This window comes from Kitasatospora sp. NPDC004723 (assembly GCF_040609255.1).
Classification (GTDB): domain Bacteria; phylum Actinomycetota; class Actinomycetes; order Streptomycetales; family Streptomycetaceae; genus Kitasatospora.
The window spans coordinates 70868-86199 of record NZ_JBEXJT010000018.1; the positions used below are offsets into that span (position 1 = coordinate 70868).

14 protein-coding genes are annotated in these 15332 nt (G+C 73.7%); 5 read left to right on the forward strand and 9 right to left on the reverse strand.

The features are described 5' to 3' along the window. Positions 1-140: 140 nt before the first annotated feature. The 7 genes from ABZW10_RS19380 to ABZW10_RS19410 form a co-directional block, all read right to left on the reverse strand. Positions 141-2096: an anthranilate synthase family protein gene (locus ABZW10_RS19380; protein ID WP_355366936.1), complete on the reverse strand. Its 1956-nt coding sequence runs from the start codon at positions 2094-2096 to the stop codon at positions 141-143. Then, positions 2093-2716, reverse strand: coding sequence for an isochorismatase family protein (locus ABZW10_RS19385; protein ID WP_355366939.1), 624 nt, complete (start codon positions 2714-2716; stop codon positions 2093-2095). Before ABZW10_RS19385 ends, ABZW10_RS19380 begins: the two co-directional genes overlap by 4 nt. A 103-nt stretch (positions 2717-2819) precedes the next feature. Then, the gene (locus ABZW10_RS19390; RefSeq protein WP_355366942.1) at positions 2820-3995 is read right to left on the reverse strand and encodes a 3-deoxy-7-phosphoheptulonate synthase; all 1176 of its coding nucleotides are present in this window, start codon (positions 3993-3995) and stop codon (positions 2820-2822) included. 36 nt (positions 3996-4031) lie between these two features. Beyond that, positions 4032-4520, reverse strand: a complete 489-nt coding sequence (locus ABZW10_RS19395; RefSeq protein ID WP_355366944.1) for a PhzA/PhzB family protein — start codon at positions 4518-4520, stop codon at positions 4032-4034. Between the two features lie 299 nt (positions 4521-4819). Continuing rightward, positions 4820-6115, reverse strand: a complete 1296-nt coding sequence (locus ABZW10_RS19400; protein ID WP_355366946.1) for an FAD/NAD(P)-binding oxidoreductase — start codon at positions 6113-6115, stop codon at positions 4820-4822. After that, a complete protein-coding gene (locus ABZW10_RS19405; protein ID WP_355366948.1) occupies positions 6115-6438 on the reverse strand; it encodes a 2Fe-2S iron-sulfur cluster-binding protein in 324 nt (107 codons plus the stop codon). The genes ABZW10_RS19400 and ABZW10_RS19405 overlap by 1 nt, the downstream gene beginning before the upstream one ends. A gap of 246 nt (positions 6439-6684) precedes the next feature. After that, positions 6685-7608 (reverse strand): LysR substrate-binding domain-containing protein, encoded by a 924-nt coding sequence (locus ABZW10_RS19410; protein ID WP_355366951.1) that lies wholly within the window; start codon positions 7606-7608, stop codon positions 6685-6687. A gap of 242 nt (positions 7609-7850) precedes the next feature. Between ABZW10_RS19410 and ABZW10_RS19415 the strand changes: the two genes are divergently transcribed. The 4 genes from ABZW10_RS19415 to cydC all read left to right on the forward strand — a co-directional run bounded on the left by ABZW10_RS19415 (position 7851) and on the right by cydC (position 13767). After that, positions 7851-9146 (forward strand): cytochrome ubiquinol oxidase subunit I, encoded by a 1296-nt coding sequence (locus tag ABZW10_RS19415; protein ID WP_355366954.1) that lies wholly within the window; start codon positions 7851-7853, stop codon positions 9144-9146. A 60-nt stretch (positions 9147-9206) separates the two neighbouring features. Beyond that, the gene (cydB, locus tag ABZW10_RS19420) at positions 9207-10253 is read left to right on the forward strand and encodes a cytochrome d ubiquinol oxidase subunit II (protein WP_355366957.1); all 1047 of its coding nucleotides are present in this window, start codon (positions 9207-9209) and stop codon (positions 10251-10253) included. Between the two features lie 149 nt (positions 10254-10402). Further along, positions 10403-12088, forward strand: coding sequence for a thiol reductant ABC exporter subunit CydD (gene cydD, locus ABZW10_RS19425; RefSeq protein WP_355366960.1), 1686 nt, complete (start codon positions 10403-10405; stop codon positions 12086-12088). Next, positions 12085-13767, forward strand: a complete 1683-nt coding sequence (gene cydC / locus ABZW10_RS19430) for a thiol reductant ABC exporter subunit CydC (RefSeq protein WP_355366963.1) — start codon at positions 12085-12087, stop codon at positions 13765-13767. The genes cydD and cydC overlap by 4 nt, the downstream gene beginning before the upstream one ends. A 51-nt stretch (positions 13768-13818) precedes the next feature. Here the strand turns inward: cydC and ABZW10_RS19435 are convergent, their stop codons facing one another. Next, positions 13819-14412 (reverse strand): TetR/AcrR family transcriptional regulator, encoded by a 594-nt coding sequence (locus tag ABZW10_RS19435; RefSeq protein WP_355366966.1) that lies wholly within the window; start codon positions 14410-14412, stop codon positions 13819-13821. A gap of 44 nt (positions 14413-14456) precedes the next feature. On the opposite strand from ABZW10_RS19435, the gene ABZW10_RS19440 reads away from it, so the two are divergent. Then, positions 14457-14828 (forward strand): hypothetical protein, encoded by a 372-nt coding sequence (locus ABZW10_RS19440; protein WP_355366969.1) that lies wholly within the window; start codon positions 14457-14459, stop codon positions 14826-14828. On the opposite strand, the gene ABZW10_RS19445 is transcribed toward ABZW10_RS19440, so the two are convergent. Next, on the reverse strand, positions 14795-15247 hold the full coding sequence (locus tag ABZW10_RS19445) for a MarR family transcriptional regulator (RefSeq protein ID WP_355366972.1): 453 nt from the start codon (positions 15245-15247) through the stop codon (positions 14795-14797). The genes ABZW10_RS19440 and ABZW10_RS19445 overlap by 34 nt on opposite strands. Between the last annotated feature and the right edge of the window lie 85 nt (positions 15248-15332).

Consider the following 15332-nt stretch of genomic DNA (forward strand, 5'->3'; position numbering starts at 1 on the left):
AGGGTGAAACCGGGCAGCGTGGAGCCGGCCATGGGTTGAGCCGGTCACGGGTTGAGCCGGTCACGGGTGGAACCGGGCAGCGTGGAGCCGGGCCGGCGCGCACGGGGGGGTGATGCGCCGGCCCGGCGGTCCCGGGCGGATCAGGCGGGGTCGGGGACCCTCGCCGGGCCGAGCAGTCCGGACAGGGCGGTGGCCACGATCCGCGGCCCCTCCCGGGTGAGGACGGACTCGGGGTGGAACTGGAGCGAGGCGAAGCCGGGCCCGCGCAGCGCGTGGACCTCCCCGGTCGCCGGGTCACGGCTGACCCGGACCCGGCCGACGCCATGGGCGGGGAACTCCTCCGCCGCGCTCAGCAGGGCGAAGGTGTTGTAGAAGCCGACCCGTTCGACGGTGCCGAAGAGGTCGATCTCCTTCTGCACCCCCTGGTTGGGCACCGTCCGGCGGCGGATCGGCAGCCCGAGCCGCAGCCCGAGCACCTGGTGGCTGAGGCAGACCGCGAGGAACGGCCGGCGCTCCGCCAGCAGCGTGTCGATCGCGCCGCGCAGATGGCGCATCTTGGGATGCGCGGCCTCCTGCGGGTCGCCCGGCCCGGGCCCCATCACCACCAGGTCGTGGCCCTCGAAGGAGTACTCCTCGTCGAACCGGCGGACCGTGACGCGCAGGCCCAGGGAACGCAGCTCCTGGTCGATCATCGAGGTGAAGGTGTCCTCGGCGTCGACCACCAGGACGCTGCGCCCGGCGAGTTCGGGCCGGGCCGAGGCGCGGTCCTCGGTGTCGGCGAGCCAGAAGCCGGCGATCGAGTCGTTGCGCGACTCCAGGGCTCGGAGCACGCTCGGATGGTCGGCGAAACGTTTTTTCGCACCGCCGTCGAGCGCGGCGACCAGGCCGGCCGCCTTGGCCCTGGTCTCCGCCGCCTCCGAGGCCGGGTCGGAGTGCCGCACGATGGTGGCGCCCACGCCGATGCCGATCCGCCCCCGCGGGGTGATGTCCGCGGTCCGGATGAGGATCGCGGAGTCCATCACCCGCTCCCCCGCCGCGTCCCGCCCGATCAGCGCGACGACGCCGCTGTAGTAGCCGCGGCCGCCCCGTTCGTAGCGGTGGATGATCCGGCAGGCGCTCTCCACCGGGCTGCCCGTCACGGTGGGGGCGAACATCGTTTCGCGCAGGACGTCCCGCACGTCGCGGTCGGTACGGCCCTCGATGAGGTACTCGGTGTGCGCGACCCGGGCCATCTCCTTGAGGTACGGGCCGACCACCCGCCCGCCCGTCCCGCAGATCCGGGACATCATCTTGAGCTCCTCGTCGAGCACCATGTAGAGCTCGTCGGTCTCCTTGCGGTCGCTGAGGAACTCCAGCACCCCCGAGAGGGTCGGGCCGGACGCCGGGTAGCGGTAGGTGCCGCTGATCGGGTTCATCACCGCGGTGCCGCCGCGGAGGCTGACGTGCCGCTCCGGGGAGGCGCCGACCAGGGTGCGGGTGCCGGTGTGGACCAGGAAGGTCCAGTAGGCCCCGGACTCCCGCTCCAGCAGCCGGCGGAACAGCGCGGGCGCGCTGAGCGGCCCGTAGTCGGTGATGTCGGCGACGAAGGTGCGCCGGATGACGAAGTTGGCGCCCTCGCCGGTGCCGATCATCTCCTCGACGATGCGGCTCACCACCTCGCCGTACGCCTCGTCGCCGACGTCGAACGCGCCGCCGGCGAGCGTGGTCGGCACGTCCGGGAGGCGGACCAGCGCGTCCGCCAGCGGCACCCGCTGCTGGCCGGTGACGGTCATCGCCACCAGCGGCGTCCCGTCGTCGGCGGCTGCGAAGCCGCGCTCGGCGAGCTGCCGGTAGGGGACCACCACGAGCACCTCGTGCCGCTCCCCGGCGCCGGGCTCCGGGGCCGCGGGCAGCGGGATGTCGGCGAGCACGGCGGGCAGGGCGACCGAGCCGGTCAGCACCTCCACCACCGGGCCGCCCTCGGCGGCGGTGCCCGGCCGGTGCAGCAGGGCGAAGGCCTCCGGACGACCCTCCAGCACCTCGCGGAGCAGGTCCGGAGCGCCGTGCTCGGCGCCCCGGCCGTGCGGGCTGTGCGGGCTGTGCGGGCTGTGCGTCATGCGAACAGCCCCTTGACGGTGGTGACGCGGGCGCAGCGCTCGGCGGCATAGGTGAGCGCCGAGCGGTGGTACTCCGCCGAGAAGTCGGCGGTGGCGTCGGCGACGAAGAACACCTGGATGTCGTTGGTGAAGGCCTCGACGGCGGTGGCCAGCACGCCCACGTGGGCGTAGACGCCGCAGAGCACGAGCTGGTCGCGGCCGGCGTCGCGCATCCGCTGGAGCAGGTCGGTGCGGAAGAAGGCGCTGTAGCGCCACTTGGTGAGCAGCCAGTCGTGCTCGGCGGGCGCCAGGGCGTCCACCACCTGGCGGTCCTCCGGGGCGGGGCGCATGCCGGGGCCCCAGAAGTCCTTGAGGAGTCCGCGCTCCTCGTCGGTCATGCCGCCCGGCTGGGCGGTGTAGGCGACCGGGACGCCCAGGGCGGCGCAGCGGTCGCGCAGCCGGGCCGCGTTGCGCACCAGTTCGGTGCGCGGGTCGTCGGGGAGCGGGTCGAGGAAGTACCGCTGCATGTCGTGGACGAGCAGGACCGCGCGGTGCGGCTCGGCGGTCCAGGACACGACGGCCGGCGGCAGGTCGCCCTCGGCCGGTAACGGGTAGGACGGAATGGGGGGTATGCCGGTCATGGCTCCGGTTCTTTGCGTGATGCGAGGGTCTGTGAGGGGGCGCGCGCAGAGCGGGGCGGTGGAGCTCGATGGGGTGACGTGGTGCCGTGCCGGGACGGACGGGTCAGGCGGTCCAGGCGGACACCACGGAGACGGCCTGGGCCGGGTTGAGGCGGGGGTCGCAGCAGGTCGTGTAGCGCTCGCCGACGGAGTCGAGGTCGGCCTCGGTGGACGCGCACTCGGTGACGTCGTCCGGGGTGGTCTCCAGGTGCAGACCGCCGGCGACGCCGCCCGAGCCGCGCACGGCCTCGACGAACCGGGCGACCTCCAGGGCGATGGTCCCCACCAGGCGGGTCTTGAGGCCACCGGGGGCCGTGAAGGTGTTGCCGTGCACCGGGTCGCTGAGCCACACCACCGGGTGGCCGGCGCCGCGGACGGCGTCGACGAGCTTCGGCAGCCGGTCCGCGACGGCCTCGGCGCCCATCCGGGCGATCAGGGTGAGGCGGCCGGGGTCGCGCCACGGGTCGAGCTTCTCGCACAGGGCGAGGAGTTCGTCGGGCTCCATGCCGGGGCCGACCTTGCAGGCCACCGGGTTGGCCACCTGGGACAGCAGGGCGACGTGGGCGCCCTCGACCTGGCGGGTGCGTTCGCCGATCCACGGCCAGTGGGTCGAGCCGAGGAACAGCCGGCCCTTGTCGTCGACGCGCAGCATCGGCGTCTCGTAGTCGAGCAGCAGCGCCTCGTGGCTGGTCCACACCAGGGGCTCGACCACGTCGCGGCCGGCCGCGCGGTCGCGCCAGCCGAGGTGCTCGACGATGTCACCGGCGGCCATGTAGCCGGTGAGGATGCGCAGCGGGTCGGGCCGGCGGGACTCCGCGTCCGGCTCCGGTCCGTTCACCATGTGCCCACGGAAGACCGGGAGTTCGATCCCCTCGACGACCTCGGTGGGCTTGGAGCGGGGCTTGGCGAACTGTCCGGCGATGCGGCCCGCGCGGACGACCGGCTTTCCGGTGCGCAATCCGAGCGTCCCGGCGAGCAGATCGAGCAGCGCCGACTTACGCGCCACATGTTGACGTGTACATTCCTGCGGATCCTCGGCGCAGTCCCCGGACTGCAGCACCAGCGCTTCGCCGGTCGCCACTTTTCCCAGGAGGGTGCGCAAGGTGGCCAGCTCGTCGGGCTGGACCAGGGCGGGACGCGAGGCCAGCGCCTCGCCCACCCGGCTGACCTGGAGGAGGTCGCTCCATTCGGGTTGATGCAACGCCCCGCGGATACGAATCTCCCGTATGACGTCTTCCACGACGTACTCCGATCCGGCGGTGGATTTCTTGAATTGTCAGGTGGGTATTCCGGTGCGCTTGATCTCCGGCACCGGGATTCCGAGCGCGCGCAGCTGCTGGAACGGGTTCATGAACTCGCGCTGCAGCTTGATCCGCCCGTTCTCCAATTCGAACGAGTGGAGGAAGTGATTCTCGTAGTAACCGTCCGGGTAGTCGCCGAAGAGGATCTTCCCGCGGCCGTCGCACTCGACCCAGAAGCGGTTCGGGTCCTGGGTCTCGAAGATCTCGACGTTGTACCACTCCCAGTCCGGGAAGCACTTCAGCGACCAGACGGCGTGCTCACCCAGGCGGTCCCGGCCGTGCGTGGCGACCGGGGAGCCGGTGTCGGTGGTCCAGAGGCCGCCGACGCCGTCCTCGGTGAAGAGCTCGTGACGGCGCAGCCGGTCCTGCCCGAGGGTGCGCATGTACCGCTCGACGGTGGCCCGGTTGAGGCGGCGCAGCTCGGTCTCGTCGGCGAATCCCTGCGGGCCGGCGGATTCAGGCACAGTCGTATCCCCTGTTTGTTATTCGGACGAGTGAATGAGCAAGCAAGCGATCTTGTTGAATCCTGCCTCACCGGCAGATGCTTCCGCAACAGCGACCTATGAACTAACTGTGAAGGTTCGATCGCCGCAACGCCGTCCGGGGGTGGCCGAAAACCGTCCGGCGATAAAAAAACGTTTGTTCTGCGACCTCACCTTTGAAAGGCGTGGGGCCAATGTTCTCGGAATCCGGTATTCCGTTGAACAGCGCCCGCCCCGGGGTTCGGGACGGGCGCCGGAGTGCGCGGAGGGGCTCTGGCCGGTCAGCCGACCGGCACGGCGGAGCCGCCGCGGTGGCTCGTGAGGTGGCCGCGGAGGGTGAAGCCGGGGGCGGTGGCATCGGCCGGATTCAGCACCATGCCCCGGTCAAGGAGCTGTCGCGCCGCCAGGTGGTCGGTCGGCCGGTTGACCGACTCCACCGCCTGCAGCTCACCGCCGCGGAACAGCAGTACCGAGAACGCGTCGGGGTCCTCGCCGAGCACCACCTCGGTGTCGTGCCCCTCGTCCAGGCCGGCGATCTGCACGGTGGTCGCGAACTGGTCGCTCCAGAACCACGGCAGTTCGGCGTAGCCGCGGCCGGTGCCGGTCAGTCGCGCGGCCACCGCCTCGGCGTGGCCGACGGCGTTCTGCACCGACTCCAGCCGCAGCCGGTTGCCCGAGCGCACCTGCGGGAACGCCGCGCAGTCGCCGATCGCGGAGATGTGCGGGTCGCTGGTCAGCAGGGAGGAGTCGACGGCGATGCCGCCGCTCACCCGCAGGCCGGCCGCCGCCGCCAGGCCGGTGCGCGGGATCACCCCGATCCCGGCCAGCACCAGATCGGCCGGCAGCCGGCTGCCGTCGGCCAGTTCCACCGAGGCGACCCGGCCCAGGTCGTCGCCGTGCAGCGCGGCCACCCCCTGGCCGAACAGCAGCCGGCTGCCCTCGCGCCGGTGCAGCCGGGTGAAGTGCTCGGCGGTGCGCGCGGAGAGCACCCGGGCCAGCGGACGGTCGAGGGCCTCGACCACCGTCACCTCGCAGCCCGCCCGCCGGGCGGCGGCGGCGAACTCCAGCCCGATGAATCCGGCGCCGACCACCACCACCCGCCGGGCCGCGCCGAGCGAGGACCGCAGGGCGGCGGCGTCCTGGGCGGTGCGCAGCGTGTGCACCCCGCGCAGCCCGGACCCCGGCACGCCGAGCGTGCGCGCGGTGGCCCCGGTGGCCAGCACCAGGTGGCCGTAGCCGAACACCGAGCCGTCGGCGAGGCGGACCGTGCGGGCGGCCGGGTCGACCGCCGTCACCGAGCCCGCGACCAGTTCGATCGACTGGCGCGCGTAGTAGCTCACCGGCCGCAGCCACAGCTGGGACTCGTCCACCTCCCCCTTGAGGTAGGCCTTCGACAACGGGGGTCTCTCGTAGGGGAGTTCGTCCTCCGCGTCGATGAGGACCAGTCTTCCCCCGAAGCCGTGCTCACGCAGCGAGGCGGCCGTCTGGTAGCCCCCCTGGCCGGCTCCGACGATGACGACCGACGAGGGGTGGCCGAGCGCGGGGCGCTCCGGCGAGGGGCCCGTCGCAAAGGCCATCACTTCTGCCGCTCGGGCAGGTGCACGATCAGGCCGTCCAGCGCCTCGGTCACCGTGAGCTGGCAGCTGAGCCGGCTGTTGGGGCGGCGCGGGCAGGCGGTGAAGTCCAGCATGTCGTTCTCGTCGGACCGGATCGGCTCCGGCTTGTCGAGCGTCGACTCGTCGACGTAGACGTGGCAGGTGGCGCACTGGAGGTTGCCGCCGCACTGGGCGACGATGCCGTCGACGTCGTTGAAGACGGCGCCGCGCATGACGCTGGTGCCGGCCGGTACGTCGACGGTGCGCTCCGTCGTGTCGACGGCGACGTAGGTGATCTTGGGCATGACGGGACTCCTCGGTGGCGCCCGGGCGCGCGCGAGGGCGCGCCGGAACAGGGCACCGGTCACGTGACGAAAGGGAGGAAGGACGGCGCCGCCGGTGGTCGGCGCGGAGCACGTCGCTCCCGCCAACCCGCCATCTCTTACCGGCCGTTCGGACACGCGAAGCCCTGGGCCAGGAACACGGCAGCGCGTTCGAGCGTAGCAAAGGACCCTGGCGCACGCCAGGATCGATCACCGGGGCCCGCGCCGTCAGGTCCGCGCCCGGAGCATCCTCGGATCCGGCCGCCGGTGCGTCATGAGCGGCCTGCTGACGGTGAACTCCCGGAACCGGCGGGCCGCCTCGGACTGGTAGGCCTCCCGGTTCCAGACCAGGGTGAGCACCCGGTAGCAGTTCGGGGCCTCCACGTGCACCCAGGCGACCGGCACGTGGGTGTCGGTGCCGGCCAGCCGGGACATCGCCGGGATCAGGCCGATGCCCAGGCCGGTGCTGATCATGTCCTGGCTGGCCCCCGGCTCGTCGCCCTCGCAGGACAGCCTCGGGGTGATCCCCTCGGTCGCGAACAGCCGCTCCAGCAGGGCGCGTTGCCAGTGGCCCCGCCGGGTGGTGACGAACGGCTCGTCGGCGATCTCGGCGATGGTCACGCTCTCCCGGCCGTCCAGCCAGTGCCCGCGCGGGACGGCCAGCAGCACCTCCTCGCGGAGCAGTTCGACGGACTCCAGGTCCGGGCCGGTCAGCGGTTGCGAGGCCACGCAGAAGTCGACCTCCCCGGCGCGCAGCTGACGGTCCATCTCCGCCACGGTGGACTGGAAGAGCCGCACCTCGGCGCCCGGGTAGGCGGCCCGGAAGCCGCCCATCAGATGGGTGACGGTCAGCAGCGTCTCGGAGGCGACGCCGACCCGGCCGAGCCCGGTCTCCCGGGCCTCCCGCAGCGCCCGGCGGCCGTCGTCGAGCTCGCTCAGCGCGCGGTCGACGTGGCGCAGGAACACCGCGCCGTACTCGTTGAGCCGGATCCGCCGGCCCTGCCGGTCGAAGAGCGGGGTGCCCAGCTCGGCCTCCAGCCTGGCGATGGTGCGGCTGAGCGAGGGCTGGGCGACGTTCAGCTCCTCGGCGGCGCGGCTGATGTGCTCAAAACGGGCGACGGTCCGGAAGTGACGCAGTTGCAGCAAATCCACGGTTCACCTCTGCTCATGCCTGACGGGCTATCGGCACATAGCAAAACCGGTCTTGGAACGCATAAGCAATCCCGCCTAACGTCATCGGTGGGGTTCGTCGCAGCGGGTGGCGGGCAGCGATGCCCGTCACCCGCACACGCGAGGCGAGGAACCCGTCCACTCCCTCCCCTTCCCTCCCGCTCCCCCGCCCCCTCATCCGTCCGCCGACCCGGAGGCCAACCGCCCCCCAGGAAGGTCGCATCATGAGCGCTGCGGATCTGGCCCGACTCCAGTTCGCGGCCACCACCAGCGTGCACTGGCTCTTCGTCATCCTCACCATGGGGCTGGTCCCCATGGTGGCGTTCATGCACACCCGGGCCGCGTACACCCGCGACCCCGCCACCCGCGCGGTGCGCGAACGCATGACCCGCTTCTGGGGCCAGCTGTACGTCATCAACTACGCGGTCGGCATCGTCACCGGCCTCGTCATGGAGTTCCAGTTCGGACTCAGCTGGAGCGGACTGAGCAAGTTCGCCGGCAACGTCTTCGGCGCCCCGCTGGCCCTGGAGACGCTGATCGCCTTCTTCGCCGAGTCCACCTTCCTCGGCATGTGGATCTTCGGCTGGGGCCGGATGCGCCGCAGCGTGCACGTGGCGCTGATCTGGCTGGTCGCCCTCACCGCGTACGCCTCGGCGTTCTGGATCCTGGTCGCCAACGGCTTCCTGCAGCACCCGGTCGGCTACGAGGTGCGCGACGGCGCCGCCTACCTGACCGACTTCGTCGCGCTGATCACCAACGCCAACGCCCTGGTCGCGCTCGGCCACATCGCGCTCGCCGCGCTCACCACCGGCGGCATCTTCGTCGCCGGCATCAGCGCCTGGCACTTCGCCAAGGGCACCCGGGAGACCGAGCTGTTCCGCAGCTCGCTGCGGCTGGGCGTCTGGGTGAGCATGCTCTCCTCGTTCTTCGTCATCATCGTCGGCAACCTGCAGGTCCCCGTGATCGAGCGGACCCAGCCGATGAAGGCCGCCATCCTCAAGGGCAGCGGCGTCGCCGAGGAGCAGGCCAGGCTGGTCGCCCAGCACGGCCCCGGGAACTACGTGCCCTGGGAAGGCTGGGTGAAGAACTCGATGGACCTGATGTCGATCCTCGGCAACACCGTCTCGACCATCACGTTCATCGCCGTCTTCCTGCTGCTGAAGGACCTGCTGGTGCGCAAGCGCTGGCTCGCCTACCTGATGACCGCGATCATCCCGCTGCCCTTCATCGCCTCCGTCGGCGGCTGGGTGGTGCGCGAGATCGGCCGCCAACCGTGGCTGGTCTACGGCGAGTTGACCGTCGACGACGCGCTCTCCAACGTCAGCACCGGAGCCCTGACGGTGTCCTGCACGCTGTTCATCGCCATCTTCGTCGGCCTCGCGGCGACCAACTGGACGCTGATCACCCGCTTCGCCCGGCGCGGCCCGGACGGCGCCCAGCTCGGCGCCGGCGATCCGCTCGGCGACGACCTGCCCGACGCGGGCGGCGCCGACGACAAGCAGCCGGTCCCGGCCTTCTGACCCCGGCGACGGATCCCGCACCGAGATGCACTCCCCTGACGTGACGGAAGGTTGGGCTACATGAGCCTGGAGACCCTCTGGCTGGCCCTCCTCGGCCTGCTGCTCGCCGGCTACTTCGTGCTCGGCGGCTACGACTACGGCGTCCAGATGCTGTCCCCGTTCCTCGGCGCACCGGCCGGCGCACCCGACGGCGCGCCGGCCCGGGCACCGGATCCCGCGGAACGGAACGCCGCGCTCGACGCGATCGCCCCGTTCTTCCTCGGCAACGAGGTGTGGCTGGTCGCCTTCGCCGGCGCGATGTTCGGCGCCTTCCCGCACCTGGAGGGCAGCCTGCTCTCCGGCCTCTACCCGCTGATCGTGGCGATCCTGGCCGCCCTGGTGCTCGGCAACGCCGCCGTCCAGCTGCGCGGCCGGTCCCGCGGCCCCCGGGCGCTGCGCTGGTGGAACGCCCTGGTGGTGCTCGGCGGCGTGGTGCCCGCCGTGTGCTGGGGCATCGTGGTCGGCCTGCTGCTGCACGGCGTGCCCCGCCGGGCGGACGGCTCCTTCCACATCGGCTTCGGCGAGGTGTTCGCGCCGTTCTCGCTGACCTGCGGGGTGGCCGTCGCGCTGCTCTTCGCCGGTCACGGCGCGGCCTTCATCGCGCTCCGCTCCGAGCCCGAACTCGCCGTGACCGCACGGCGGGTGGGCGCCACCCTGGTCGCCGCGGCCGGTGCCGCGAGCGCCCTCGGACTGCTGCTGTCGCTGTTCGGGGTGGGCGCTTCGATGACCAGGACCGCCACCTCGGTGGTCCTGTTCCTGCTCGTCGCCGCCGCCGTCGCGGCCGGCTGGTGGTTCCTCACCCGGGGCCGCGACGCGCCGGCCTTCACCGCCACCTGCGTCGCGACCGCGCTGCCGGTGCTGCTGATCGGGGCGGGCCAGTACCCGTACCTGCTGGCCGCCGAGTCCGGGGCGGGGATCACCGTCGACGACGCCGTGGCCGACGGGGCCACCCTGAAGCTGCTGATCGGCTTCGGCGTGGTGATCTTCCCGCTGATCCTCCTCTACCAGGCCTGGAGCTGGTGGGCGTTCCGCGGCCGGACCGGGCTGCGCCACCCCAGCTACTTCTGACCACCGCCACCGCCGGCCGGCAGCCCCCCGCTGCCGGCCGGCGGCCTTCCAGCCGGCTTCCGCGGCCCGGCCGCCACCCGACCGGCCCGGACGGGCCGCGGAAGCCCTCCGCACCGCACGCCGGGCACCGCCCCGGGAGGGAGCACGGGATGAAGCCGGCCGAACGCCGCCTGCGGCGCGAACTCCCGGTGGTGCGCCGCCACCTGACCACCTCCACCGCGCTCGCCCTGCTGGGCGCCGCACTCGTCGTCGGCCAGGCCGGCCTGCTCGCCGGCCTGCTCGCCGACGGCTTTGCGGGGCACCGCCCGGACACCACCGCCCTCGCCGCGCTCGCCGCCGTCCTCGCCCTGCGCGCCCTGCTCGCCTGGGCCCGCGGCGCCCTCGCCCAGCGCGCCGCCGCCGAGGCCAAACGCGCCCTGCGCGACCGCCTCACCGCCCGGCTCCGGGAGACCGGCCCACGCCGGCTGGCCGCCCGCCGGCACGGCGAGACGGCCACCCTGCTCACCCGCGGCCTCGACGCCCTCGACCCCTACCTCACCGGCTACCTGCCCACCATGGCCGCCACCGCCGTCGTCCCGCTCGTGGTCGTCGGCCGGCTCTGGTGGGCCGACTGGACCTCCGCGCTGATCATCGTGCTCACGCTGCCGCTGATCCCGGTGTTCGGCGCGCTGGTCGGGATGCACACCGCCCGCCGCACCGCCCGGCAGTGGCGGCTGCTCGCCCGGCTCGGCGGCCACTTCCTCGACGTCGTCGCCGGACTGCCGACGCTGCGCGCGTTCGGCCGCGAGCACCACCAGACCGGTGTGGTGCGGGAGATGGCCGACGCCCACCGGCGGGCCACCATGCGCACGCTGCGGGTGGCGTTCCTCTCCTCGCTCGTCCTGGAGACCGTCGCCACCCTGTCGGTCGCCCTGGTCGCCGTCCCGGTCGGCCTGCGGCTGCTGGCCGGCGAACTGGACCTGCGCACCGCCCTGGTCGTGCTCTTCCTCGCCCCCGAGGCCTACCTGCCACTGCGCGCGGCGGGCGCGGCGTTTCACGACAGCGCCGAGGGCATCACCGTGGCCGAACGGGTCTTCGCCGTCCTCGACGAGGAGGAGCCCGCGGCGGGACGCACCGCCGCCGCGCCGGTCCCCGACGCCCGGAGCGCGCGGCTGCGCCTCGACGGGGTCACCGTCCACCACCCCGACCGCGCCGCGCCCGCCCTCGACGCCGTCTCGCTCACCGTCCACCCCGGCGAGCACCTCGCCCTGGTGGGCCCGAGCGGCGCCGGGAAGTCCACCCTGCTCGCCCTGTTCCTCGGCTTCACCGCCCCCGGCGCCGGCCGGGTCCTGGTGGACGGCACCGACCTCGCCGCGCTCGACCCCGACGACTGGCTCGCCCAGGTCGCCTGGGTGCCGCAGCGCCCGCACCTGTTCGCCGCGACCGTCGCCGACAACATCCGCCTCGGCCGCCCCGACGCCACCGACGCCGAGGTCCGCGCGGCCGCCCGGGCCGCCTGCGCCGACGGCTTCGCCGAGGCGCTGCCGCAGGGCTACCACACCCTGCTCGGCGAACACGGCGCCGGGCTCTCCGCCGGACAGCGCCAACGCGTCGCCCTGGCCCGCGCGTTCCTCAAGGACGCGCCGATCCTGCTGCTGGACGAGCCGACCGCCCACCTCGACCCGGAGAGCGAGGCCGCCGTGACCAGGGCCACCGCCGAGCTGATGCGCGGGCGCACCGCGATCGTGGTCGCCCACCGCAGGAGCCTGCTGCCGCACGCCGACCGGATCGTCACCGTCCGGGCCGGCGCCCTCGAACCCGCCCCGGCCGCCGAAGAAGTGGTGCTCCTCCCATGACCAACCCCCCGGCCCACCGGCCCACCGTCCGGCTGCTGCGCCACCTGCTCCCGCACTGGCGCCGGCTGCTGCCCGCCGTCCTCGCCGCCGCCGGCAGCGAACTCAGCGGCGCCGCCCTGATGGCCACCGCCGCCTGGCTGATCACCCGCGCCGCCGAGCAGCCGCCGATCTCCGCCGTCGCCGTCGCCATCGTCGCCGTGCGCGCCCTCGCCCTCGGCCGCGGCACCCTGCGCTACGCCGACCGGCTGCTCGGCCACGACGGCGTGCTGCGCGCCGTCGCCGGCTTCCGCGCCCGGGTGTACGAGGCACTCGTCCCGCTCGCCCCGGCCGGCACCCCGGCGTTCCGCGGCGGCGACCTGCTGACCCGGCTGGTCGACGACGTCGACGCCGCCCAGGACCTGCTGCTGCGCGTCCTCGTCCCGGTCACCGCGGCCGGTCTGGTCGCCGCCACCGCCACCGGAACCACCCTGGTGCTGCTGCCCTCCGCCGGGCTGCTGATCGGGGTGCTGCTCGCCGTGGCCGGCCTGCTGGTGCCCGCCCTGGTGCTCGCGCTGTCCCGCCGCGCCGGGAGGGCGGAGAAGGCCGCGCGCGCCGAACTCACCGCGCTCACCGTCGACCTGACCGAGGGCGCCGCCGACCTCGCCGCGTACGGCGCCCGCGGTCGCGCCCACCGGCGGGCCGCCGAGGCCACCGCCCGGATCGCCGCCCTGGAGCGCCGCGCGGCGCTCACCACCTCGCTCGCCTCCGCCGCGGTCCTGCTGTTCCAGGGCGCCGCCACCGTCGGCGCCACCTGGCTCGGCCTGCGCGCCCACGCCGACGGCCGGCTGCCCGCCGTCCAGCTCACCGTCCTCGCGGTGCTCGCCCTGGTCTCCTTCGACGCGCTGGCCGCCCTGCCCGCCGCCGCCCGCCGGCTGGCCGACGTCTGGGCCTCCGCCCGCCGGCTCGCCGACCTCATGGACACCCCGCCCCCGGTCACCGACCCGGCCGACCCGGCCCCGCTGCCCACCGACGGCCCGCTCGGCGTCGAGATCACCGACCTGCGGGTACGCCACCGCCCCGACGGCCCCGCCGCCCTCGACGGCGTCAGCCTCCGCCTGCCGCCCGGCCGCCGGGTCGCCCTGCTCGGCGCCAGCGGCTCCGGCAAGTCCACGCTGATCGCCGCGCTGATGCGGTTCGTCCCCTACGAGAGCGGCAGCATCCGGGTCGCCGGCCGCGAACTGCGCGACTGCGCGGGCGCCGACGTCCGCCGGGTGATCACCGGCGTGACCCAGGACGCCCACGTCTTCCACACCACGATCCGGGCCAACCTGCGCCTGGCCCGCCCCGACGCCGCCGACGAGGACCTGCGCGAGGCCGCCCGCCGGGCCCGGCTGCTCGACTGGATCGAGTCCCTCCCCGACGGCTGGGAGACCATGCTCGGCGGCGACGGCGCCACCGTGTCCGGCGGCCAGCGCCAGCGCCTGCTGCTGGCCCGCGCCCTGCTCGCCGACCCGCCCGTCCTCGTCCTCGACGAACCCACCGAGGGCCTCGACCCGGACACCGCCGCCGCCGTCCTCGCCGACATCCTCGACGCGACCCGCGGCCGCACCACCCTCCTGGTCACCCACGACCACGCCGCCCTCACCGCCGCCGACGCCGTCCTCACCCTCACCGACGGCCGCCTCGCCCCCGTCGGCTGACCGCGGGCGGGGGCGCGAGCGGCAGGAGCGGCGGGTGCGGCGGGTGCGGCCTCAGCCGGCGGGCCAGGAGGCCATCGCCAGCTCGGCGACCGCCGCCAGGTCCGCCGCCGAGGCCCCGTCCCTGGCCTGCTGGGACATCCCCTGGACGACGGTGGCGTAGTAGACGGCCAGCGCGTGGGCGTCCGTCCCCGCGGGGAGGCGCCCGGCCGCGACGTCCGTCTCGACGCGTTCCCGGAAGCCGTCCAGGTTGGAGCGCCGCAGCTCCCGCATCGCGTCGGCCACGTCGTCGTCCTTCGGGGAGACGTTGGTGGTGGCACTGATCACCAGGCAGCCGGCCGGGTGCTCGGGATCGGTGTAGACGGCGGCCGCCTCGCGCAGGACCCGGGCGAAGGCCTCGCGGGCGGTCGCCTCCTCCTGGAGGGCGACCGCCACGAAGCTCCCGAAGCTCTGCCCGTACGTCTCGACGACCTCGTCGAAGAGCGCGCGCTTGTCCCCGAAGGCGGAGTACAGGCTCGGCGCGTTGATCCCCATCCGCTTCGTCAGCTCGGCGACCGAGGTGCCCTCGTAGCCGTACTGCCAGAACAGCATGGTGGCCTGCCGGAGCGCGGCCGCACGGTCGAAGGTGCGGGGTCTTCCTCGGGCCATGGTCGTCCACCTTTTTTGTACTGTTCGCTAAGGAAGGTAATGGCATGGTCGCACAGATGCTGCCCGCGCCGCCCGTGCGCAGTTGGTACGCCACGGTGCTCTGGTGGGACCTCACGGACTCCGCACAGACCGTCGAGTCGCTGCTCGGGCGGTTGCGCCAAGGCCAGGAGCCCTCGCCGGAGGGCGACGGCGCCGGCCGCTGGCTGTGGGACCGGGCGGGCAACCGGTGGGGACGCGTGGTGCTCTGGGACCCGCTGGAGGGACCGGCACGGCCCGACGGCTGCCCGGCCACCGAGCTGATCGGCTACCCGCCGACCGACTGCTGGTCCTTCGAGCTGGAGGCGGGCCCGTCCCTGGACGCGCCCGAGGGCCTCGCGGCCGGTCAGGAGGCCGGCGGCCGCTCGCCGGGGGTGTAGCGCAGCCGGGCGACCACGGTCGCCGTCCGCCCGTCGATCGAGGCCAGGTCCAGTGCCTGGCCCATCTCCCGGTCGAACAGGGCGCGGGCCTCCCGGGCGGTCTCCTTGCCCTGCTCGGTGATCCGGGCGAGCACGCCGCGCCGGTCGGTCTCCGAGACGCCCCGGCTCACCAGGCCCTGGCCCTGGAGCCGCCCCACCAGACGGCTGGCCGAGGACTGGTTCAGACCGAGCGCCTCCGCGAGCTGCTGGATGCGCAGCCCCTCGGGCTCCGCGGCGGCCAGTGCGTTGAGCGTCTGGAACTCGCTGAGGCTGATCCCGGCCTCACGGGTGAGCCTGCGGTCCACGGTGGTCCCCACCTCGGCGACGAGCACCGCCAGCTGGTTCCACAGCTCGATGTCGCTCTCGCGTCGCTGTCCCATCGACGACCTCTTACCTCTCCGGCGGCTCCGGTACGCCACTGGCGTACCGCTCCGCTGCGGGGCCGCCGTCCACCCTATGCATTCA